Source organism: Psychromicrobium lacuslunae, assembly GCF_000950575.1.
Classification (GTDB): domain Bacteria; phylum Actinomycetota; class Actinomycetes; order Actinomycetales; family Micrococcaceae; genus Renibacterium; species Renibacterium lacuslunae.
On sequence record NZ_CP011005.1, the window covers coordinates 1,144,514 to 1,166,219 of the forward strand.

Sequence of the window (21,706 nt, forward strand, 5' to 3'; positions counted from 1 at the left end):
GCCGCTAGTCTCTCCCGATCACGGGGTGTGGGTAACGGGTTCCGTCGCGATCCGTGTCTTGGCTAGGCCACCGCGCGCAGGCTTGTCCGGCTCGTTCAGCTTTGTGATGTGCGACAGCCGAGCAAAGACCAAAATCAGCAAGGGGATGGCGACATCGTAGATGAGCACTGCGCCAACATTACCGGGCGCGGTATCACCGTTGGCGAGCCATTGATTGAGATGGCCCAGCGTCGCACCCCAAAGGAACATACCGGAGCCGATCCCGATCGTCACCCGCTCCCGGTATGAGGCCTTGAGTGCTCTGAACCCGGTGACCGCTATGCCTAAGTTGGCAAAGGCAATCTCGGTGGCAAAGGGGGAGAGCGTGAATCCGATCATCTCCGACATGAAATCCGGGATGAACAGGAAAGACAATGTCATCCACAATCCGCCGCCGCCCAAAGCGACGATAGCCCACCAGCGAAACCAGATCTCGGCGGAGGAGAGTTTCAGGCTCTTTCGACGGGCATGAAAAGTCGCGCCAATCACGGCGATCAGCGGGAAGAGTAGGGGAGTAGCGGCTCTGAGGAGGTAAGTAGTAGTCACCATAAGATCTATGTTGCATGGTTAATATTGTTTATGCAAGATTAAGCTATGATCGATGTATGGATGACGGACTTGCCGATTTATTACACCGAGTGGTTGCCCTCCTTGGCGAACAGGCTCGCGCCCGGATGCAGGCTTCCGGCTCGCTAACTTACAGTCAACTCAGACTGCTCGGCACTCTAGAAGATCAGCTGCCAATGACCCAGCACCGGCTGGCCGAATCGCTGGCGATGTCAGATCCTGCGATTAGCCGAGCATTACAACCCTTGGCCGCCGATGGATTAGTGGCAATTGAGGCCGATCCGGAGCACGGCCGCCGAAAGCTCGTCGGGCTGACCGAGAGGGGGTCTCAGCGCTTCCACCAGGCGGGACGACCGATGATCGAAGAGCTCAAGCAAGCGCTGACTAACAGCGGCTTTCCTTATGAACGCTACCTGGCGGATACTCAACGACTGGCTGAGCTCTTGGACCCCAAGAGCTAAATCAGCACTTGTCGCTTTGATCAGCCCTGTAAGCTCTGCGCCAGACCGATGAGAATGCCTTCCGGGCCGCGGATGTAGCAGAGGCGATAGATGTTCTCGTATTGCACTACTTCTTCACTCACTAGCTCTGCGCCGTAGGGTGATAGTCGGTCAAGCGTGCCGTCGAGATCCTCAACTTCGAACATCACCCGGAGATATCCGAGCGCGTTCACCGGGCTCCTTCTATTGTCTGCGACGACGGCTGGCTCCAGGAAGTGGGACAGTTCGAGCCGACCATGTCCGTCAGGGGTCTTCATCATGGCAACCTCGACGCGTTGATTACCGAGCCCGGTCACCCGCCCCGCCCATTCACCCTCTGCCATCGCGCGTCCTTCAAGTTCGAGACCAAGTTCAGTAAAAAACTCAATCACCGTGCTGAGGTCCTCAACGACAATGCCAATATTGTCCATCCTGATATTCATGAGGCTATCCTCTCAGCTCGCCCGAAAGGTGGCGCTCAATATTTGTCAGAGTGGAGGTCCAGCCGTCGTACACGAAACCGTCACCCGGCTTGCCGTCGTAACCGCGCAAATGGAAGACAAGCTCAGTACGTTCACCCTGGGGGATAAAGCTAAGAGTGATCACTGGGGTACCCTCGACGGGGGCGTCCGGCGCACCCCAAGTAAAGACGAGTCGATCGAATGGAGTGACTTCGAGATACTCGCCGCCGGTCGGGAATTGCTCGCCAGTCTCCGCGTTTTTCATCGTGTATCGGTAGCGACCAGAAACTCGGACGTCGAAGGAGACGGTATCGGCGGTCACGCCCAGTGGACGCAGCCACTCAGTCACCTCTTGCTCGTCCGTCCAGGCTTTCCAGAGCAGCTCGCGGGGCACTTCAAAGGTCCGCGTGATCGTAAACTGGCGCTTTTCTGAGAGTGACTCATCATTCATCTTCACGTTCCTACTTCCTTGTTTTGGGATGCTTTTTTCATGGATTCGAGATGCGTCTCCAGTAAGTCGAGACGATGATTCCAATCCCGGCGATGCTTTTCGACCCACACCGACGCCTGGTCAAGGGGCTCCGTCAGCATGGAGATCGTGCGCCACTGTGCGTGGGCGGTCCGTTTCACCAGACCGGCACGTTCTAGCACCTTGAGGTGTTGAGAAATTGCTGGGGCGCTCATCTTGAATGGCTCCGCGACCTCGCTCACTGTCGCGGAGCCCTGTGCGAGCCTGCTCAAGATCTCGCGGCGAGTCGGATCCGCTAGGGCGGCGAACACCATGCTGAGAGAGTCTGTCGCGGGCACTTCATCAACTCCTTAATTAAGTGATCACCTAATTAAACTCTCTCCGTGATGCAGTGTCAACGGTGCCCGGGCAGCCAATAACCCAATCAGCAATCGCACAAGAAGCTCATCTCCAAGGTTTTGGCGCTTTGGCTTGCCCTGCTTCTTACCGGAAAGAGGAAGGGGCTATCACCTGGCAGTAGCTTGGTGGTACAAGATACTCTCTGCGCAATCCAGCACGGACTCCGTAATGGGTCTCGGCTTCCAGCCCAGAGTCTGCTCGGCTTTTGCCCCTGATGATGGGAAGTCATGCCCCAGCTGAAAGCGGATGGCGCGGAGTTGAGGCACAAAGAAGCTCAACGCACGCGCAATGAAGAGCGGCATCTCACGGCTCGGAACCTTTGCAGCAGCTTCGCCGAGATGCTCACGGAGCAGCTGAGCGATTTCCACAACACGAAGACTGCCGCCCGAGGTCGCGAGGAATCGCTCGCCAGCCGCCGCCGGATCGGTCATCGCCAGCAAATGCAATTCGGCGACGTCGCGAACGTCTACCCAGCCGGTGCCGAAGGGCGGACAGATCGGCAACTCGCCGGTGAGCAAGGCGCGAATCGTCCGTAAAGAGGGTGGGTTGTCATCGCCGAGCATCGGCCCGATAACTCCGGTCGGATTGATGGCCGAAAGCTCCAGGCCGCCGCCCTCTTTGTCGATGAAGTCCCAGGCTGCGCGCTCGGCGAGGGTCTTAGATTTTTGGTACGGGGCAATACTGGCCTCGACATTAGTCCAGTCCTTCTCGGTAAAGGGTGCTAATTTATCTTCTTTCGGGTGACCATAGACAACTGCACCTGATGCGCTTGTCAATACCACCCGTTTCACTGCGGCATCTCTCGAAACCCTGAGAACGCGGAGAACCCCCTCGCGAGCCGTTGAAATCATCTCGTCTTCGTTGACCTCTGCACCGTTTCGTAGCGTCGGGGAGGCGACATGCAAGACGAAATCAATGTGGTTCATCGCCTCCGCCCATCCAGTATCGCTCTTGAGATCTGCCTGGACGATCTCCAGGCGAGCATCATCGAATTCAGTGGCGCTATGCAGCTGCGCGCGAAGTGCATCACCTTTGTGAGTATCGCGAACCGTGGTGCGGACGCCATGGCCTGCTTCGAGAGCGGCGAGGATACACCAACCTCCGATGTAGCCGGAACCACCAGTGACAAGTACCTGCGACATAGCTTCATTCCTCATCTTGACTCGTTGCCTTAAAACGCCTTGAATAGGTCGTATCGGAGATCTCTCCGTTTGATATTGACGAGCGTAACGGAGAACTCTCCGATTAGCAAGGAGTGAGTGAGATGGCAAACTCTCGGCCGGCCGAGGTGCAGCGGGCGGACGCCCTAAGAAATCGCGCCCATATCCTTGAGGTTGCTTACCAAGCTCTTACCGAGAACCCGAATGCATCGCTCAACTCCATCGCCAAGCGGGCGAGCATTGGACCAGGGACGCTTTACCGGCATTTCCCGAATAGAGAAGCGTTGCTGTTGGCCGTCAATAGCTCGGAGATAGACAGCTTGGCTGAGAAGGTGGAGCGGTCGCTGGAGGAACAGGAGCCGTTAGATGCTTTCCGGGAATGGGCGCGCAGGAGCGCGGCGCTGATCCGGGTTAAGCATGGACTGGGGGAGGCGCTCTCGGCGGCCGCTCATCAATCAATGACCGAGACTTCCTATGGTCCAGTAATCTCCGCGATTAACCGGCTACTCACGGCGGCGGCCGAGAACGGGGATCTCCGCCCAGGCGCAGATCCATCCGATGTGCTGTTGCTGCTCGGTGCACTCTGGCGGGTACCCGCCGGAGACGCCGGCTTGAGGCAAGCTGATCGCATCCTTGAACTGATCATCGACGCTTTGCGCCCATAGCCGATTGGATGAGAAGATTCGACGCCGCACAGCTGTCGGCGCCCGGGTTCCTATCTTAACTAGGCGCGAACTCTGAAGCGTAAGTGCAGCACTCGTTCGCCTTGGATAACCACATGTGGATCTTCGAGCAGTTTTTGGTTGTCAATGCCACCGAAGAACCGTTTACCCTTGCCGAAGACCACCGGGACGAGATCCATCGCGACCTCGTCGACAAGTCCGGCAGCGAGAACCTGGGAACCTACGTCTCCGGCATTCACCGCAACAACTCGCTCGCCAGCCAACTCCTTGGCCTTGGCAATGGCAGCATCAATGTTGTCGATGAAGTGGAACGATGCCTCCGGATGCCAGCCCTCAGGTTTGGGCCGGTGAGAGACGACAACCACGTGATCCCCAGCGGGCGGGTGCCCTTCCCAACCGTTCATCATGTCGAACAGGTGCCGACCCATCACAATGGTGCCGATGCTATCCCACATGGAGCGGACATAATCGGCCGAGACCCGCGAAACCCGAAACGGGCTGCCGGTGCTGGAATGGTCGTACTCCTCGTCGTCAATCGGAGTGATCGGGGTGTCGCCACTGAAGTACCAGTCGTGAAGTGAGCCGACGTTGTCACTTTCGTCAGCGATGAATCCATCTAATGAAACAACGTCGTGCATAATGACCGTTCCCATGATTTTCTCCTTCATCGTTTCCTCAGACAAGGGTAAAGATGGAGCCTTGATGCATAAACTAAAGCATGCTTCATTTTATGAAGTCAAGTGCTAAGCTTGATTTCATGACGAACCAAAGGTACGGGCAGTTCTGCGGATTAGCACGGGCAGCCGAGATCGTGGGGCAACGCTGGACGTTGCTGATCCTGCGTGATCTGAGTGTTGGGCCTCGGCGTTACTCAGATCTTTTGGCGGGACTTCCCGGCATACCCACCAATACACTTGCAGGACGGCTGAAGGAACTTGAAGAGGAAAGTCTTCTCGCACGAGCAGTTGCCTCCGAGGGGGAGCGTTCAATCGTTTATGGCCTCACCCCGAGAGGTAAAGAGCTGATACCGGTATTGGATGCTCTGTCTCGTTGGGGAGCGGGTGGTATGCGCTCACCGCGCGAGGGAGAGATTGTCACCACGGCGTCACTGGTCGCGGCCCTCAGGGTGGCAGCCGGTGACGGAATCGCGCCGAAGGCCTGGAACACGAGGTACACCATACGGGTCGGCGATGTTGAGATTAACGTCATCATGCGTGACGGCATCATCATGGTGGGGCCGGGCGCTGCGGAGGACCCCGACCTCGTGATCACTGCTGGTCCGCAGATCCGCGATTTACTCGCCGGAGAGCTAGACGCGGTTACCGCCATCAAGAGCGGAGCGGTGCAGCTCGAGGGCGATCCGATGCTTCTGGAACGCTTTGCTGAAGTACTCCGGGTTCCGTACAGCCCGTTCGCTCCGGTAAGTCTCCAATGATCCCGGGTCGGACGGAGTTCGAACAACTCCTCGCAACCAATCTTTACTTAGTGATCGCTACAACCGGCGAAGACGGAGCACCCTGGGTCACCCCGGTCTTCTTCGCTGCGGTCGGTATCGAGAGAGTGTATTGGGTTTCCTCTCCCGATGCGCGACATTCCCGCAACATCACTGGCAACCCCGCCGTCGCCATCACCGCGTTCGACTCCTCCGTGGAGATAGGTCGGGCAGAGGCCGCCTACGCCGACGGTGAGGCCGTCCGTGCACCCGCCGATGAAATAATATCCGGCCTCCGAATCCTCAACGCTCGAGTGCCACCAGCGAAGCAGCTCTCAGTTAAGGATCTCGTACCAGATGGCCCGCTGTGCCTCTATCGAGCAGAACTAAAGCGCCGCCACATCCTCGTGCGCGGTGGCAATCCAGAACTTCGCAATGAACTAGACGTGATCATCGAAGTCTGACTATAGGAAAACGCAACCAAACCTTACAGATCAATCCAGGCCGGCGGCGCTCAAGCTTTGAGGGTTGGCACCTAATTTAGATCTGCGAGCCAAAATTGAATCAAACCAGGCGCTCATCGAGGATTTTGGTGATTCCATCGCGGTAGCTCGTGATGTTGAAGCCGGGGAAGCGGGCGGCGAACTTCGACGAGTCGAAGATATTGTCCTGGCGATATCGAGGTAGCAGTTCTTGCACTTCTTTGGCAGAAGAACTGAAGAGGCCAAGAATCTTAAAGGCCGTCTCCGGCACCGTGTAATAGGAGATTCTTCGACCAATCACCTCAGAGGCCATCTCGATCATCTCGGCATAGCTGAGGCGATTGGGGTCGATGGGCAGGTGCCAAGTCTGGCCATAGGCGTCAGGCGTGTTGCCGATCAGGCCCATCGCTCGGCTCGCGTCCGGGGTCCAGATAATGCTCCGCCGTACGTGAGCGTTGAGGGGGACCATTGGCCGCTTTCCTTGTTTGATCCGGTTGAAGATTGCGGTGTTGGTGAAGCTCTGCGTCTTACCCGGCCCATAAAACTCGGGAGCGCGGCAGATGACGGCTTCAATGCTGCCAGTTCGCATCTCGTCTAGGAGCATATTCGCTATCTCTGCCCGCACGGCCGCCTTGCGGCCGAGGGGAGCAAAAGAGGTGTCCTCGACCTGCTGCGCGGCGGTTTGCGGATACATGTAGGTGTTGTCGAAGAACACCAGTTTGACGCCGTGTTTCTGGCAGGCGGCGATGGTGTTGGCCATCATCGTAGGAAACTGCTGCTCCCATAGTGAAGAGTTCATGGGTAAGCCGACGGCCAGGTAGGCGACAGAACTGCCCTCTACTGCCGTGCTAGTGGCGGCGGCGTCGAGGAGATTAGCTTGGTAAAGATGGTCAGTTTGGTGAATCTTTCGAGGGTTGCGGCTGACAAGGCGGATGTCGCGGGTGATGTTGTCATGGATGTAGCGAGTGAGCTCTTCGGCGATCTGGCCATTGGCTCCGAGTATGGTCTGCATTTCTCCCTCTTCGCTGGTGACTCGTCGGGCGATGTGTTGCCCCTTAGGCGGTGCTTGGCGCCGGTAAGTGCTTAGTCAGCCTCCACCACGCCCACCTTCGAGCCTTTTTCGATCGGGGCGTTTCGGCCCTTTACTACTATGTATACGATGCTTACATTAAAGGTAGATTGCTCTCCGAGCAGAGTCAATATTGGCGGGTCCGCCGTGGCTCACCTCATCCCGGCGGTCAGCTATCGGCGTTTCCACATCTCGGAGCGCGCCAATAGCGCGATACTGAATCTAGCCAAGCCGCAGAGCCACGAAAAGGTAGTGCCCGACATGTCCGAACCAGCCAAAAGTAGTTACCATCACGGGGACTTGCGCGCCACGCTCATCTCCATCGCTATGGAGATGCTGGAGAGAGGGGAGACGTTCTCGATCCGTGCGGTGGCCCGCGAGGCGGGGGTTTCGGCGACAGCGCCTTACCGCCACTTCTCCGGGCGCGAGGCTCTGGAGTCAGCGCTGGCGGCAGAGGGGTTGCGCAACCTCAAGGCTGACCTGACCCGCGATCGACCCCAGCCATCCTCGCTCGAGGAACTGGCAGATTTCGGCGTAGCCTATGTCGAGTTCGCGTTGCGCCGACCGGCCTTGTTTCGCTTAATGTTCGGCAACGAGTGCAATATTCATGACGAGGAGCGCGTACGAGCCGCGGCAGAGGTTCACGAATTACTCGCGACAGCGATCGCGGGAGTTTTCCCCGGTTCCGACCCGCTGAACCTCGCGCTCGGCGGTTGGGGCCTCGTACACGGCCTGGCGTTTCTCTATCTTGACCGCAAGCTCACCGCGCCCTCAATCGAGAAGGTCGCAGCACAGGTGCGCGCATCCCTGCTGGCGGTGTTCTCAACCGGCTCCCAGCATTGATTCAGCCGAGGTCGCGGCACCGTCGAGGCCCAGCGCGAGCCCTGTTGACTCGATGAGGAGGCCGCGATACCGTCGATGTTAGCGGTACACACATCTAGGGTATTGCTTCTCGGAGCGCAATGCGCAGACTGGAGACCATTATGACTGAACTACCTCCCCCCGTCACCCCTTACCTTGAGCCCGAGGCACAAGAACTGTGCGAGCTTACCGACCCGCATCCTCGGATCTACGAGGTCCCGCCGGAGCAGGGCCGCAAGATACTCGCGGACCTGCAAAGCGGGGATGGAGTCGAGCGTCCAGATGTCGACGAAGAGTGGGTTGAGATTGACACTGGTGAATGGGGCACAGTCCGAACCCGTATCATTCGGCCCAAAGGTGGCGCCGCCGACGGCAGTCTACTGCCAGTAGTTTTCTACATTCATGGTGCCGGATGGGTTTTCGGCGACGAGCATACCCACGACCGGCTCTTCCGCGAGCTCGCTGTCGGCGCCGGCGCAGCGGGAGTGTTCCCGGTCTACGATCGCGCGCCTGAGAAAGGCTATCCGACTCAAGTCGAGCAAAACTACGCGGTCGGCCAGTGGGTTCTCAAGCATGGCGCCGATTACGGTCTGGATACCTCCCGCATTGCCGTCACCGGCGAGTCGGTCGGGGGCTGCATGTCCGCGGTCTTCGCTCTCATGAACAAGGATCGCGGCGGGATCGACCTCAAGGCTCAGGTGCTCCTTTACCCGGTCACCAACGCCGATTTCGACACCCCCTCCTACCTGCAGTTCGACGAGGGCTACTACCTCACCCGCGAGGGCATGAAGTGGTTCTGGGATGCCTACACCACCGATCTATCCAAGCGAGCCGAGAAATACGCCGCTCCATTGCAGGCGTCGCTTGAGGACCTTAAAGGACTGCCGCCTACTTTGGTGATTACCGACGAGGCCGACGTACTGCGCGATGAGGGTGAGCTGTATGCCAATAAGTTGCGCGAGGCAGGTGTTGACGTCACCTCGGTTCGAGTACAAGGAATGGTCCACGACTTCCTACTCCTGGACAGCCTGCGCGATACTAAAGCCGCGAACGTCGCCCGGCGCCTCGCGATCGACGCACTCAAAACCGCGTTGCAGTAGATCTCAGCAGCACGGCGGTGGCCCCGAGCATCCTCAAGTTGGCGCCGGGGCCACCGCCGTCGTAGGAGATAATTCTCAGCCACGAGGTCAAAACGACAAAGCACTAGCGAGAGTCGGCGCGACCAGTTGCTCCGTACGAGAGAAAGAAGGCGGGTATGCCCAAGCGCATCCTCAACGTCGTCACCAACGTCGGCCATTACGACGACCCCGGGCACCCTACCGGCCTGTGGCTTTCCGAATTGACCCACGCCTGGCAGGTGTTCGAGGATGCCGGATTTGAACAGACCCTGGTCAGCCCGGCCGGGGGAGAGGTACCGCTCGAACCGCGCGCCCTGAGGTTCCCCAACTACGACAAGACCGCCAAGGCCTGGCATACCGACGCCGCGAAGATGGCCATGTTGGAGCACACGCTCAGCGCAGACCAGTTCGACGCGGGCGACTTTGACGCTATCTACTTCACCGGCGGCCACGCCGTCATGTACGATTTCCCCGGCAGCGAAGGCCTCCAGAGGATCACCCGCGAGATTTACGAACGTGGCGGCATCGTTTCCTCCGTTTGTCACGGCTACTGTGGACTACTCGACACCAAGCTCTCCGACGGGTCCTATCTCATCGCAGGTAAGAAGATGACCGGCTTTGCCTGGGCTGAGGAAGTCCTTGCCCGCGTCGATAAACTCGTCCCATACAACGCCGAGGAACGGGCGAAGGAACGCGGAGCACTCTACGAGAAAGCCAAGCTGCCTTTCGTCTCTTACACCGTTGTGGACGGCAATCTCGTCACCGGTCAAAATCCCGGATCTGCTAAAGCGACCGCAGAGAAGGTCGCCGCCCTCCTCTAAGAATCGCGGTGCTACATCAGAGGTGGCCGCGGCGAACGTTCACCGCATCAATTACACATACCATTGCTGGTGCTAAGTGCGACCCATCCTGCTTCGCCGCCGACGCAGGATGGCGAGCAATTCAGGTGGAGACCACAGCAGGCTAGGCAGGAACGTTCGCGATGTTCCTGCCTAGCCTGAAAAAAATTCCACGCAAAGGATTTGGCGCCCCGTGAAAAGCGTCTCATCAAAAATTGTTGGGGGAGTGACGAACAAACAAAATCTGGGCCCGAGCGCCGCCGTTTAGAGGGGAGGGCGCTACTGGAGGCCGCAGCGAGTTTTACGGCCAGAGATTGGGGTTCAAGTCCGAACCATATCCGCCATAACGTGGCCGCCGCTCTAGGTGAAGGTGTGGACCTGTTGTGTTTCCCGTGTTGCCGGAGTACCCGATCAACTGGTTTGTGGCGACGCGTTGGCCTTCCTTCACTACAGAGCGCGATAAGTGGCAGTAGCCCCAGTCGGAGCCATCAACATTGTCGTTGATGAGAATCATCGTGCCGTAGGCGGATCCCCAGTTTGCCCGGCCGGTGCGGACGTCGCCGCCTATCGTTGCGTAAACAGGAGTGCCGACGGGGCAGCCGATATCGACTCCGGTGTGGTATCCAGCGGCCCATGAGCCCGGCTTCCTCCACGCTGCGGTGATTGGGTGTTTGGCAGGGTCCCGTACGGGGCGAACATAGCTAGCGGCCTGAGCCGATGGGGCGGCCGCGACTCCTGCAACAGTGAGTCCGGCGATTGCGAGGCCACTGCTAAGAATGGCGCGTCGCCCCGGCAGTGCGAAGGATTCTTGTCGTTCTGTCATTATTCTTCTCCTTATCGATCAAAAAAGTAGTCAAAACAAATGAGACGAGCGTAGCTAATACTTTGCATAGGAATGACGACGGACAACATCTCGCGCATGAGAATCTCACGCAAAAGGATAAGCTACGAGCCTTTATACCAGCCTCGCTGGAGAACGATCAATCTTTTTAGCTCGCCGGACTTGGCTAGGCGTCTACGCAGACAGCAGGTCAAGATCAACACCGCACCCGGCATTTGCCTGATTCAAAAGTGGAGACAGAGGCACATCAATGCTTCAAGCTATGAAGGAGCACCTGGACCGACTACTTGCGAGCTCCACAGCAATGATTCGTATTTTACTTTACATAATGTAGATTATCGGCACTTTGTATCTGGTGTCGATAGGGCACTATGTAACCCGACAAGGCACAATTCACTTTGCGCTTTGTGGCGCAAAACTGAAGGTAGTCGACGGGTAGCTGTACGTTGCTTTCAGGCTAAGCGGCCCTTTGGTGCTGTAGCTCGATCGGCTGGCGGAATCCTCAATCGTGCCTTTGATTTGCACAGCGTTCGCAGCAGCTGGAATCTGGAAGTAGATTTGATCGGCTCCGCTGAAAAGCCCAGTAGCTTTTTCAACCTTCGATGCTTGATAATTTTTCCCCTCCACAGTGGCCACAAAGTTTTTGTAATCCGTTTTTCCGTTGGAGTAACTACTGAATTCCTCGGCGCCTAGCTGGCTGCTTGCAGAGATGCTGACTCCCAGCCAAATCATCCCATCGGCCGCCCAACCTTGCCCCTCAATGTAGGGCGCACGGTCAGCATCACTGTTGTAGTCGAAGATACCAAAGGGAGCCTTCTTATTTTGGGCGTCGCCCCAAAGCAGCTTCGCGCCGTGGGCGTCATCCTTCTTTGCATCGGCTTGAAGATCGACGTAATAACCGGCAGCCTTCTCCCCTACCCGTGCTGCCTTGTCAAGGTCATAAGTCTGACTCAGGCCGTCGTAGCTAGCTTCTATCATGGTCCCTTTGCCGTCTCCTGGGACCGCAATCGCAACCGTCGGACCTTTTAGATCCGCCACTTCGTACCTATTAGTTCCAGAAACAATGTAAAAAGACGTCGTTTTCTTTACGTCGGAGCTAAAGGGTGAGCTGTTGCCCTGCTGAGTTACCGGGAAGGAGACGAATTTGCTGCCAGCTGGCGCCTTGACCCTGTCATCGGCTCCGCCTACCCGATCGCTAATCTTGACCTCACCAAAAGTGAGAGTGGAAGATGGTGTCGTCAACTGATGTTTTAGTGCATCCGCGCCGCTGGTCGCCGACGCCGTCGGCACGGCGCCGGCGACGATTTTGAGCTTTCCAAGCTCTGCTTCGGGCGCATCGGGCTCGGTAAGTTGTACTGACTCGTCTACGGTCTTGCCATCAGGTCGGTAAAGCGCAGACTCCACCTTCAGAGCAGAGAATGAGAAGTCCGAAGCCGCCGTCAAGGTGATCTTCTCGCCGTACAAATCACCCTTCAACTTGACTTGATCCCAGCCGACTTGGTCCTGACCTAATCGGGCAATCGGCCCGCAGAGCATGCTGTCATTGACTACATCATCGTTAGTCTGAAAATAGCAGCGTGAGCTGTCCGCCTTAGAAACTTTTGCCCCGGATGCAACATACTGAGCCCATTGATTATCGATCAGCTTGACCACATCGTCGGGCTTATCTACCTCAGTACCATTGAATTTAAGCGTCTTGCCGCTGCATCCTGCAAGTAGCCCGGTCAAGACCAGTAGCACGGACACTATGCCAATAGTCTTGCTTAACCTCTGCTTGGCTGTCATTTCTCCCCCTATTATTTTGCTTCGGCGTGAATCTTGCCACGATCGCTCAGACCAAAAGACGTTAATGATTCGCAGGGCCTCAAACGTTGCGATGCACTTTCGTTTATCAATGATCGTCTGGTTTACACTCAATTAAATGTTATAAACATCCTGGAAATTACACCGACTTACTGGGAATATCCCCGGAAGCAGCTGAAATCTGACTGGATTGGAACTAGCCGCATCCGATGAAACCAAACCCGTACTATCGGGTACGGCAAGACATAGCTACCTAGGCTTGATCTTGAAGGGAGGCCGCCGTGATCGTCACATTGAGTCAGTTGCTGGAGCTTGTTGAAGACTCGCTAGATCAGCAAGAGCTTGATTTAGCGAGCTTTGCCCGCGCACAAGGCAGCACTGAATACCATCTGCGGAGGATGTTTTCCTCACTTTTCGGTATGCCGCTGGCAGAGTATTTGCGACGTCGACGGATGACGGTCGCCGTCGCCGACGTGCTAGGTGAGCGCCGCTTGCTCGACATTGCAGTTCAGTACGGCTATTCATCAACCGAAGCCTTCGGCCGCGCCTTCCGTGCAGTACACGGCTCAAGCGTTGCCGAAGTACGTGAACACGGCGGTCCCCTTCGATCCCAACCGAAGCTTCGGCTAAGAATCACGATAGAAGGAAACACCCCAATGGACGCTCGAATAACTGACCTGCCCGCCACCCGCTTGGTTGGCTACGCTGCCAGGGTGCCGCTGATTTATCAAGGTGCCAACCCGCATATCCAAGCACATATTGCAGCCCTGCCACCGGAGGTGCACGGGCAGCTGAAGGCGTTGGCAAATGCCCAGCCGGAAGGGCTACTCGCAATAACTGCCGACGTCGATCCGGATTACGTAGAAGGCAGCCAGCTCAGCTACCTGCATGGGGTCTCTGTCAGCCCAGAAACGGCAATTCCTACGGAACTCGATGTCATTGAATTAGCAGCTGGAAAATGGGCAGTATTCAAAACCTCGGGTCAATATCCTGCGGCGCTGCAAGAAACCTGGGCCGCCACTGCCACTGACTGGTTCCCGGCTAACCCTTGGCGACTAAGGCCCGGCCCATCAATGGTTTCAGTGCTCGAGCGGTCCGAGGACTTTAGCACCGCCACCACCGAACTTTGGTTACCAATCGAGGAATCCTAATCCCCCACTCCCCTGACCCATGGCGACTGTGTGTCAGCTTTATCGGCGTCAAAGTCATGAGTTTCATTTGTGTGAAAGCGAATGGACAACCCATCCGGATCATGACAGACCAGCAACCAACCAATTATTCCCCGCAGAATGGCCGAATTGGCAACGGCTAAGTTGTCCAGATGGTCCCGCCAGCTACATAGACTTTCTAAGGTGTCTACAGAAAAAACAATAGGATCAAAACCAGACATGCGCTGAGCCAGCGGTGGTGCAAGTCGCAACTCAATGAGGGTGGGAATGCCAGGGATCGAAGTTATGTAGGCGAAAGTCTCACCGTCGATCCCGATGTGATCAAACTCGGGAATCCGTTCGGCACCCAAAACTGAGGCGTACCACCGCAGGCTCTCGGTCAGATTCGAGACCGGAATCTTCAGGTGATGAAGACCGGAAAGTTGAGGTTTGCTTGACATCAGCCCACCAGCCTTATCGTTGTCGGTAATAGTTCTCAGCCTTTCTTGGGCCGAGCCCCAGGTTTAGGTGAGATTGCAAATCGCCAACTTTTGAGCCAGGACGGCTGCGTGCGGGCGCTGACCTTGGCTAGCGCGACGATGACTCTCAAGCACCTCAAAACCCGCGGCTTCAAGTTCCGCGGTGAGCGCGTCGACAGACCAGCGATAGGCCTTCGCTACTGCGTGGTCGAACTCCTCTACCGTTTCGCCGTCAAAAAACCCGATCAATAGTGCACCACCCGGTCGAATGGTGCGGTTGAACTCCGCCAAAGGCCGCTGAATATCTGCAGGATCGTAGTGAATCAGCGAATACCAGGAGAGCACACCCGCCAAAGAGTCATTTCGCCGCTGCAGGCCATCAATGCTGCCAAGCTGAAACTGAACCTCCGGATAAGCGCTCCGGGCTCGATCGATAAATTCTGGGACCTGATCCAGGCCGCTTGCGCTGAGGCCTAGATCATGGAGGAACTTCGTCCACTGCCCTGGTCCGCAACCAGCGTCAAGCACCTCTCCTTCAATGGCAGACGCCCAGTTCCTCACCAACTCACGGTCAACCGGATGCACGGTGACCATAGACCCAAAAAGAGATGCATATTCCTCGGCCCTCAACGAATAGGCGCTACCGACGCTAGTGCTCATCACTCTGATCGTACTTGTCATCAGCCAAAGCTGAGTTCAACGACACCTCTCCGTAGGCGTTCTCCCCCGCGCAGGTGTCGACGACCGAGCAATCAAACCCGAGAGAAGCAAGTTACTCGAGTAAATAACATTTAATACAATTTCACACCGAAGCTAAATATGGAACGTTCGAACCAAATCTCAGACATACCGTACAATGTTACCTCGGGCCACTTAAATCTTGGCTAATTCCATTTCAATCAAAGGTAAATCGTATGAAGACGAAAGCAAGCTTTCGTGTGTCGCATTGGGGACGTAACAGCCTGATTGCGGCCGGAGTGATAGCACTTACCCTCACGGGTCTACCCGCCTCAGCGCAGGCAGCAGATGCCACGCTGACCGGAGTTTCCGACAATCTAGCGAATAGTCCGTATCCCGGAGATAACTTCACTGAACAACCAATCATCTACGATGACGGCGTGCTCAACGACGACGAGCCGGTCGAACTCTATCCGGTCAAGCTCTCTGATGGCAGCACCGTCTGGGCGTTCTGTGTCGAGAACAAATCAGAAGGACCGGTTAGTCCGAATTCCTTCACCTACCAGCCCTGGTCAGCCTCACCGCGCACCCGGGACGATGGCACCACCTACCCGCGTCCGGTTGCTGACCTTAGCTGGATGGCCCAGGTCAACTGGGTAATTAACAACGGCGCACCAGCGAAGACGCTGGCCGAAGTTAATGCCGCGGCAGGGGCTAATGCAACCCAGGAACAAGCGATTGCGGCCACCCAGGTTGCCGTCTGGTACTTCTCGGACCGCACCACTCTCAATGCTGAGAAGGCCGATCCTGAAGTTCTGAAGATCTACAACTACCTGGTGAACAATGTAGGCCAAGTAGCTGAACCGGCCACTACCCTGTCGATTACCCCGGACACTGCCGATGGCAAAGCCGGTACCAACATCGGTGCTTACACGGTGCACACTGGCTCGGCTCAAGACTCCGCCACCATCACTGTCACCGGTGGTCCTGCTGGCTCCAGCGTCGTTGATGCCGATGGTGCAGCTGTGCAGACTGTCAGCGATGGCGATCAGGTCTTCCTCAAAGTGCCGCAAGACGCCGCAGCTGGCTCGGCTACTTTGTCGTTGAGTGGCGAGACCACCCTGCCGGCGGGCACCTTCTTGCGCTCCCCCGACGGCGCTGCTTATCAGTCGTTGATGCTGGCCACCAGCGCTAAGGTACAGAGCACCGTTGCGGCCGCTGCTACCTGGCAGACAGCCGACGTCACCCCGACGCCGACCACCACGGCCACTCCGACCAGCACCTCGACGCCGACCAGCACCAGTTCCACCACGCCGACCAGCACGAGCAGCACCAGTGCCGCTCCGACCTCGGTTAGCACCAGCAGCACCGCTGCCGCTAATGTGGGTGACCCTGGTGACGGATCGAGCTCCGGTCAAGGTCTCGCCAATACAGGCGCGGAGAATACTTCGTTCCTGGCCATCGGCGGCGCGCTGCTGCTGGTCGGCATTCTGTTGGTGGGCCTGACAGTCCGCTCCCGGAAACGCCAGCACAAGCACAGCTAATCGAAGTCGGCCATCAGGCCGAGCCGAACAGCGCTTATGCTGAGTAGCTAAATAGAAGAGTGCCGCTGTTCTTCCCAATCGGGAAAGAACAGCGGCACTCTTCTATAATCGCCTAAAATAGCCGGTCTAACCTGCTACGTAAGCAGCCAAGTGTTCGCCAGTCAAAGTAGCAGCATCGGCTACCAAATCAGCGGGAGTGCCCTCAAACACCACTCTGCCGCCATCATGGCCTGCCCCGGGGCCGAGATCGATAATCCAGTCAGCATGCGCCATTACGGCCTGATGGTGCTCAATCACAATCACTGACTTGCCGGAGTCAACCAGGCGATCCAGCAGTGCAAGCAGCTGTTCGACATCAGCCAAGTGCAGCCCGGTAGTTGGTTCATCGAGCACATAAATGCCGCCCTTCTCCCCCATCCGGGTGGCCAGCTTGAGCCGCTGCCGTTCGCCGCCGGAAAGCGTAGAAAGCGGCTGGCCGATACTGAGATAGCCAAGTCCTACATCGACCAGGCGCTGCAAGATGGCATGCGCCGCAGGGATTTTCGCTTCGCCGCTACCGAAGAAGTCTTCCGCCTCAAGCACCGACATCGCCAGCACCTCATTGATATCGCGACCGCCGAGCTTGTACTCCAGTACTTCGGCCCGGAATCCCTTGCCTTGGCACTCTTCGCAGGGTGTCTCCACGGTGTCCATAAAGCCGAGGTCGGTGGAAATCACCCCTGACCCCTTACAGACCGGGCAGGCACCTTCGGAATTGGCGCTGAACAGCGAAGGCTTCACCCCATTGACCTTGGCAAAAACCTTACGGATTGGCTCAAGCAGGCCGGTATACGTTGCCGGACTGCTACGCCGATTGCCCTTGATCGCTCCCTGGTCGATGGAAACTACTTCCTCCCGATGATCCAACGAACCATGGATCAGCGAACTCTTGCCCGAGCCAGCGACGCCGGTCACCACCACCAAGACCCCCAGCGGAATATCCACGTCGACGTCTTGCAGGTTGTGCGAGTTTGCACCGCGAATCTCAAGTGTCCCGTTAGCCGAGCGCAATGACTCCTTGAGGGCCGCTTTATCATCCAGGTGGCGTCCGGTCAGGGTGCCGCTGGCCCGTAGCGCCTCGAGACTGCCCTCAAAACAGATCTCACCACCAGCACTGCCGGCGCGCGGCCCCAGATCAACAACGTGATCCGCAATCGCAATAGCTTCCGGTTTGTGCTCAACCACCAGGACCGTATTGCCTTTGTCCCGTAGCTGCAGCAGCAACTCATTCATCCGTTGAATATCGTGCGGATGCAGACCAATGGTGGGCTCGTCAAAGACATAGGTGACATCGGTGAGCGAAGATCCCAGGTGCCGGATCATCTTGGTACGTTGCGCCTCGCCGCCGGAAAGCGTTCCAGAAGGACGATCCAGCGAAAGATAACCGAGACCGATGTTCACAAAGGAATCGAGCAGAGCTTGCAGAGTCGCCAGCAATGGGGCAACCGATGCCTCTTTGAGTTCCTTCACCCACCGGGCCAGATCGCTGATCTGCATCGCACAGGCATCGGCAATGCTAATACCAGCGATCTTCGAGGAACGGGCTCCTTCACTCAGCCGGGTGCCGTGACATTCAGGGCAAGAGATGAAAGTCACGGCTCGCTCCACAAAGGACCTGATATGCGGTTGCATTGCCTCCTTGTCCTTGCTCAACATTGACTTCTGAACCTTGGGGATTAGTCCCTCATAGGTCATGTTGATATCGCCGACTTTGACCTTGACTGGCTCCTTATAGAGGAAGTCGTCAAGTTCTTTTTTGGTGTAGTCGCGAATCGCTTTGTCCGCGTCAAGGAAACCCGAGCCGGTGAAGATCTTCACACCCCAACCGTCCGCGGTATAGCCGGGAATGGTTAGAGCTCCTTGATTGAGAGACTTCGTCTCATCATAAAGCTGGCGCAAATCAATGTCGTTGACGGTGCCCATACCTTCGCAGCGCGGGCACATACCTCCGGTGATACTGAAGCTGCGGCGCTCCTTCACAGTTTTCCCGGCCTTTTCCAGGGTTACCGCCCCTGCCCCACTAATCGAAGGCACATTGAAGGAGAAAGCGTTGGGCGAGCCAATATGTGGCTCCCCCAACCTGCTGAACAGCATTCGCAACATGGCATTAGCATCCGTGACGGTGCCGACGGTGGAGCGGGAATTTGCTCCCATCCGTTCTTGATCGACAATGATCGCGGTGGTGATACCCTCCAAAACATCAACATCCGGACGAGCCAAACTGGGCATAAAGGCCTGAATGAAGGTGCTGTAGGTCTCGTTAATCATCCGTTGGGATTCAGCTGCGATGGTGGCGAAAACCAAGGAGCTCTTCCCTGAACCTGAGACTCCAGTGAAAACCGTAAGCCGCCGCTTCGGAATGTCAACGCTGACATTCTTGAGATTATTCACCCGAGCGCCCTGCACCCGAATCAGATCATGATTATCAGCTCGGTGGGAGGTCGCCGTGCCTGCGTCTTTGCTCATCTGGTCTCTTTCTCTCGGCGGAGGCTCGAATTGCCCCGTCAGTGTGCTCAGCCTGTTGCGGCCAAACTGTACGTTATGCGTGATCTGATTTTCTTGTATCTGCTTCGGTGGGGCAATGCTTGCCCTCAATCTTATCGACGAGGCTCCTAGTCAAGCGCCGCCGCTCATCACACCCTAGTTCGCCCTTAGCCCCAAGAGCTTCTCGATTCCTGCTCGATCTGATGGTGCATTGATGCTCCTCCGATGAGGCATCAAGCCAAACGACTGAGCTTAGAGTTTCACTTTCGCTGCCACTTCGGTCGCGCGAGTGTTGAGATATCTCTGTTCGGCCAGGCTGCGGGTGAGTCGGGCTGCCTCTTGGTATGCCTGCAGCGCCTCGGCATAGCTGCCCGCCATCTCGAGCAAATGTCCGCGCACCGCAAAAGTCCGATGATGGGTACCTAGATCAGCTGTAAAGCTAAGGTCCGCTATCTGAGCTAGTCCTGCCTCGGGTCCGTGAACCATCGCGAGGGCAACCGCGTGCCCTAAGCTCGCGAGTGGACTTGGTGCGATTCGATCGAGCATTTCATAGAGCAGCACAATTTGCGGCCAGTCGGTCTCTTCGGCGCTGGGCGCCTCTGCGTGTACGGCAGAGATTGCGGCCTCGAGCTGAAACCGGCCAACGTGCCCACCAGGGAGTGTCCGCTCCAGCAATTCAACGGCCTCAAGAATTTGATGACGGTCCCACTGACTGCGATCCTGCTCGGCTAACGGTATTAAATCGCCGCGCTGATCGAGCCGCGCCACGCGCCTTGAATTCAGCAACAGCATCAAAGCCAGAAGCCCTGCCGTCTCCGCGTCCTCAGGTAGCTGCCTGAGCAGTTCCCGGCAAAGCCTCATGGCTTCGTCGGCGAGCGAGATATTCAGCAAGCTCTCACCAGTGCTGGAGGTATAACCTTCGTTAAACACCAGATAGAGCGAGTGCCGAACCAAGCTGAGCCGCTCAGCTCCAGGGCCTCCAACCCCGGCAAGACTTGCCGAGTCTGCCGCACTTTGAAAACTCACGCCTCGTTCTCGCAACGTTGCTTTCGCCCTACTGATTCTTTGCCCCATGGTGCGCTCCGGCACCAGGAAGGCGGCAGCAATTTGTGCCGTGGTCAGACCGCCAAGAGCGCGCAGAATGAGCGCAACTTGTGAACTGGGTGATAGCGCTGGATGCACGCAGAGGAAGAACAGCTGCAAGGTATCGTCGGTCGCTGATGGCGTCGACTCCAATTCGGTCGCCGCGGCAAGCACCTCACGGGCCTGCCGGGCGTTATCACGACGCAGCAGGTCAAGGTAACGGCGCGAGGCAGTGGTAATCAACCAGCCCCGTGGATACTCCGGGATGCCGACGATAGGCCACTGTTGACTGGCTTCGAGCAGTGCTTCCTGGAGCGCGTCTTCACAGCCTTCGAAGTCCTGGTAACGGTTGAGTAGGGCGTGAAGGACGTGTGGCGCTTCGCTGCGCCACACGTCCTCAAAGGAACTCATTAGCCGTCGCTACCCGGCCCCATCGCCGGTCGGAGCTCAACCGTCTCACCGGGCCCGGAAAACTGTGCCGCGATTTCCTCGGCGCGTTGCTGGGAGGTAACGTCAATTAAGAAAAAGCCAGCGAGGTGCTCCTTAACTTCGGCGTAGGGGCCGTCGGTGGCAAGCTTGGTGCCGTTCTGATCCCAACGGTAAAGCTTTGAGGTGCTGGGGTCTCCCAGGGCTTCGCCCCCTACCAGTTCCCCGTTACTACTGAGCTCGTTGAGCAATTCGTCGAATTCGCGGTCCATCTGGGCGCGTTGCTCAGCCGAGAGATCTTGATAGGCGGGCAGGTAGTTAGCGGTCGGGTGCCCCCAAGGCTGCGGGTTCGAATAAATCAGGATGACGTATTTCATGACTGCTCCTCACAGAGATTCGGATCGATCTAGTCGCGCCAAGTGGCTCGTCTGATACTACGTCGAAGCACCGCCCGGACTTTCGACATCTTTGCCGAAAAATTTTCAGATATTTTTACGAAACGATCTTTAGGCTGTCCAGGATACGTTCCAGGATACGTTGCCGACGTTCAGCGTCGGCGGGTAAACCCAAAGTGGTTTCGGTGATATCGACTGAGGCCAGCAAAATCATCATGTCCTCCGCAGACATAGCGGGATCCAGTAATTCGGCGTTTTGCAGGTTCTCGGCGAGTTCCTCAAAGGCCCGTCGGGTTCTCTGCACAGCATCCCGCACTGCCCCGTCGAACTCCTGCTCCAAGGCGTGGCTAATGGAACAAGTCACCTGTCGGATCTCGATGTAATCAGCAGCGAAACTTTTGAAAGCTGACCAGGAATCAGCAGTCGCTTGCTGCTTCGCCCGATCGGCAATTTCCTGTAGAAGATCCACCAATACGGCGGCGAGCAACATTTCCTTGCGAACAGCCCGGCGATAAAGGGTGCCAATTCCAACGCCGGCCCGCTCCGCTATCTCCGCGGCACTCGGATTCAGATCACCGGCGATGACCAGTTCGCGAGTTGCCCTCAGCAGAGCCTCGACGTTTCGTTCAGCGTCGGCCCGCGGCTGGTGTTCACCAAGCACAAGTTCTCGGGCAGAAACCGAAGCTGTCATGTCCTGAGTATAGCAAAGTGGACGAACTCACTCCGCT

The 21,706-nt window shown here is 57.1% G+C and carries 24 protein-coding genes; 9 read left to right on the top strand and 15 right to left on the bottom strand.

Annotation, left to right across the window (positions count from 1 at the left end; translation table 11 throughout):
- Nucleotides 1–18: 18 nt before the first annotated feature.
- Complete coding sequence (locus tag UM93_RS05270) at nt 19–588, bottom strand: DUF6790 family protein (RefSeq protein ID WP_045074160.1); 570 nt, start codon at nt 586–588, stop codon at nt 19–21.
- Between the two features lie 56 nt (nt 589–644).
- On the opposite strand from UM93_RS05270, the gene UM93_RS05275 reads away from it, so the two are divergent.
- Nucleotides 645–1,067, top strand: coding sequence for a MarR family winged helix-turn-helix transcriptional regulator (locus UM93_RS05275; protein WP_045074162.1), 423 nt, complete (start codon nt 645–647; stop codon nt 1,065–1,067).
- A 20-nt stretch (nt 1,068–1,087) separates the two neighbouring features.
- On the opposite strand, the gene UM93_RS05280 is transcribed toward UM93_RS05275, so the two are convergent.
- The 4 genes from UM93_RS05280 to UM93_RS05295 form a co-directional block, all read right to left on the bottom strand.
- Complete coding sequence (locus tag UM93_RS05280) at nt 1,088–1,528, bottom strand: VOC family protein (RefSeq protein ID WP_045074164.1); 441 nt, start codon at nt 1,526–1,528, stop codon at nt 1,088–1,090.
- A gap of 4 nt (nt 1,529–1,532) precedes the next feature.
- Nucleotides 1,533–1,997 (bottom strand): SRPBCC family protein, encoded by a 465-nt coding sequence (locus UM93_RS05285; protein ID WP_045074166.1) that lies wholly within the window; start codon nt 1,995–1,997, stop codon nt 1,533–1,535.
- A 2-nt stretch (nt 1,998–1,999) separates the two neighbouring features.
- Nucleotides 2,000–2,353 carry an ArsR/SmtB family transcription factor gene (locus UM93_RS05290; protein WP_045074168.1) on the bottom strand — a complete coding sequence of 118 codons (354 nt, stop codon included), beginning with the start codon at nt 2,351–2,353 and terminating at the stop codon, nt 2,000–2,002.
- A 168-nt stretch (nt 2,354–2,521) separates the two neighbouring features.
- Entirely contained in the window at nt 2,522–3,556 is a 1,035-nt protein-coding gene (locus UM93_RS05295; protein ID WP_045074170.1) for an NAD-dependent epimerase/dehydratase family protein, read from the bottom strand.
- Nucleotides 3,557–3,678: 122 nt separating this feature from the next.
- Between UM93_RS05295 and UM93_RS05300 the strand changes: the two genes are divergently transcribed.
- The gene (locus UM93_RS05300) at nt 3,679–4,239 is read left to right on the top strand and encodes a TetR/AcrR family transcriptional regulator (RefSeq protein WP_045074171.1); all 561 of its coding nucleotides are present in this window, start codon (nt 3,679–3,681) and stop codon (nt 4,237–4,239) included.
- 59 nt (nt 4,240–4,298) lie between these two features.
- On the opposite strand, the gene UM93_RS05305 is transcribed toward UM93_RS05300, so the two are convergent.
- Entirely contained in the window at nt 4,299–4,910 is a 612-nt protein-coding gene (locus UM93_RS05305; protein WP_045076917.1) for a dihydrofolate reductase family protein, read from the bottom strand.
- A gap of 104 nt (nt 4,911–5,014) precedes the next feature.
- Between UM93_RS05305 and UM93_RS05310 the strand changes: the two genes are divergently transcribed.
- Nucleotides 5,015–5,692, top strand: a complete 678-nt coding sequence (locus UM93_RS05310; protein ID WP_045076919.1) for a winged helix-turn-helix transcriptional regulator — start codon at nt 5,015–5,017, stop codon at nt 5,690–5,692.
- Nucleotides 5,689–6,153, top strand: a complete 465-nt coding sequence (locus UM93_RS17050; protein WP_052663641.1) for a pyridoxamine 5'-phosphate oxidase family protein — start codon at nt 5,689–5,691, stop codon at nt 6,151–6,153. The genes UM93_RS05310 and UM93_RS17050 overlap by 4 nt, the downstream gene beginning before the upstream one ends.
- 100 nt (nt 6,154–6,253) lie before the next feature.
- Here UM93_RS17050 and UM93_RS05320 read toward each other — a convergent pair whose 3' ends face one another.
- The gene (locus UM93_RS05320; RefSeq protein WP_045074172.1) at nt 6,254–7,183 is read right to left on the bottom strand and encodes an NAD-dependent epimerase/dehydratase family protein; all 930 of its coding nucleotides are present in this window, start codon (nt 7,181–7,183) and stop codon (nt 6,254–6,256) included.
- 147 nt (nt 7,184–7,330) lie between these two features.
- Here UM93_RS05320 and UM93_RS05325 point away from each other — a divergent pair, with 147 nt between their 5' ends.
- The 3 genes from UM93_RS05325 (at nt 7,331) to UM93_RS05335 (ending at nt 10,040) form a co-directional block, all read left to right on the top strand.
- Nucleotides 7,331–8,083: a TetR/AcrR family transcriptional regulator gene (locus tag UM93_RS05325; RefSeq protein WP_234399384.1), complete on the top strand. Its 753-nt coding sequence runs from the start codon at nt 7,331–7,333 to the stop codon at nt 8,081–8,083.
- 119 nt (nt 8,084–8,202) lie between these two features.
- Nucleotides 8,203–9,201 carry an alpha/beta hydrolase gene (locus UM93_RS05330; RefSeq protein WP_234399385.1) on the top strand — a complete coding sequence of 333 codons (999 nt, stop codon included), beginning with the start codon at nt 8,203–8,205 and terminating at the stop codon, nt 9,199–9,201.
- 155 nt (nt 9,202–9,356) lie between these two features.
- Nucleotides 9,357–10,040, top strand: coding sequence for a type 1 glutamine amidotransferase domain-containing protein (locus UM93_RS05335; RefSeq protein WP_045074174.1), 684 nt, complete (start codon nt 9,357–9,359; stop codon nt 10,038–10,040).
- A 319-nt stretch (nt 10,041–10,359) separates the two neighbouring features.
- Here UM93_RS05335 and UM93_RS17425 read toward each other — a convergent pair whose 3' ends face one another.
- Nucleotides 10,360–10,881 (bottom strand): M23 family metallopeptidase, encoded by a 522-nt coding sequence (locus UM93_RS17425; protein WP_082057024.1) that lies wholly within the window; start codon nt 10,879–10,881, stop codon nt 10,360–10,362.
- 411 nt (nt 10,882–11,292) lie between these two features.
- Nucleotides 11,293–12,684, bottom strand: coding sequence for a hypothetical protein (locus UM93_RS05340; protein ID WP_157874107.1), 1,392 nt, complete (start codon nt 12,682–12,684; stop codon nt 11,293–11,295).
- Nucleotides 12,685–12,983: 299 nt separating this feature from the next.
- Here UM93_RS05340 and UM93_RS05345 point away from each other — a divergent pair, with 299 nt between their 5' ends.
- The gene (locus UM93_RS05345) at nt 12,984–13,853 is read left to right on the top strand and encodes an AraC family transcriptional regulator (protein WP_045074177.1); all 870 of its coding nucleotides are present in this window, start codon (nt 12,984–12,986) and stop codon (nt 13,851–13,853) included.
- On the opposite strand, the gene UM93_RS05350 is transcribed toward UM93_RS05345, so the two are convergent.
- Nucleotides 13,850–14,311: a VOC family protein gene (locus UM93_RS05350; RefSeq protein WP_045074179.1), complete on the bottom strand. Its 462-nt coding sequence runs from the start codon at nt 14,309–14,311 to the stop codon at nt 13,850–13,852. The genes UM93_RS05345 and UM93_RS05350 overlap by 4 nt on opposite strands.
- 63 nt (nt 14,312–14,374) lie before the next feature.
- Nucleotides 14,375–15,010 carry a class I SAM-dependent methyltransferase gene (locus UM93_RS05355; RefSeq protein ID WP_045074181.1) on the bottom strand — a complete coding sequence of 212 codons (636 nt, stop codon included), beginning with the start codon at nt 15,008–15,010 and terminating at the stop codon, nt 14,375–14,377.
- Between the two features lie 233 nt (nt 15,011–15,243).
- Between UM93_RS05355 and UM93_RS05360 the strand changes: the two genes are divergently transcribed.
- The gene (locus UM93_RS05360) at nt 15,244–16,551 is read left to right on the top strand and encodes a thioester domain-containing protein (protein WP_045074183.1); all 1,308 of its coding nucleotides are present in this window, start codon (nt 15,244–15,246) and stop codon (nt 16,549–16,551) included.
- Between the two features lie 126 nt (nt 16,552–16,677).
- Here UM93_RS05360 and UM93_RS05365 read toward each other — a convergent pair whose 3' ends face one another.
- The 4 genes from UM93_RS05365 to UM93_RS05380 all read right to left on the bottom strand — a co-directional run bounded on the left by UM93_RS05365 (nt 16,678) and on the right by UM93_RS05380 (nt 21,669).
- Nucleotides 16,678–19,056, bottom strand: a complete 2,379-nt coding sequence (locus UM93_RS05365) for an ATP-binding cassette domain-containing protein (RefSeq protein WP_045074185.1) — start codon at nt 19,054–19,056, stop codon at nt 16,678–16,680.
- Nucleotides 19,057–19,326: 270 nt separating this feature from the next.
- Nucleotides 19,327–20,568: an RNA polymerase sigma factor gene (locus tag UM93_RS05370; protein WP_045074187.1), complete on the bottom strand. Its 1,242-nt coding sequence runs from the start codon at nt 20,566–20,568 to the stop codon at nt 19,327–19,329.
- Nucleotides 20,568–20,960 carry a YciI family protein gene (locus UM93_RS05375; protein WP_045074188.1) on the bottom strand — a complete coding sequence of 131 codons (393 nt, stop codon included), beginning with the start codon at nt 20,958–20,960 and terminating at the stop codon, nt 20,568–20,570. Before UM93_RS05375 ends, UM93_RS05370 begins: the two co-directional genes overlap by 1 nt.
- Nucleotides 20,961–21,075: 115 nt before the next feature.
- Nucleotides 21,076–21,669, bottom strand: coding sequence for a TetR family transcriptional regulator (locus tag UM93_RS05380; RefSeq protein WP_045074190.1), 594 nt, complete (start codon nt 21,667–21,669; stop codon nt 21,076–21,078).
- Between the last annotated feature and the right edge of the window lie 37 nt (nt 21,670–21,706).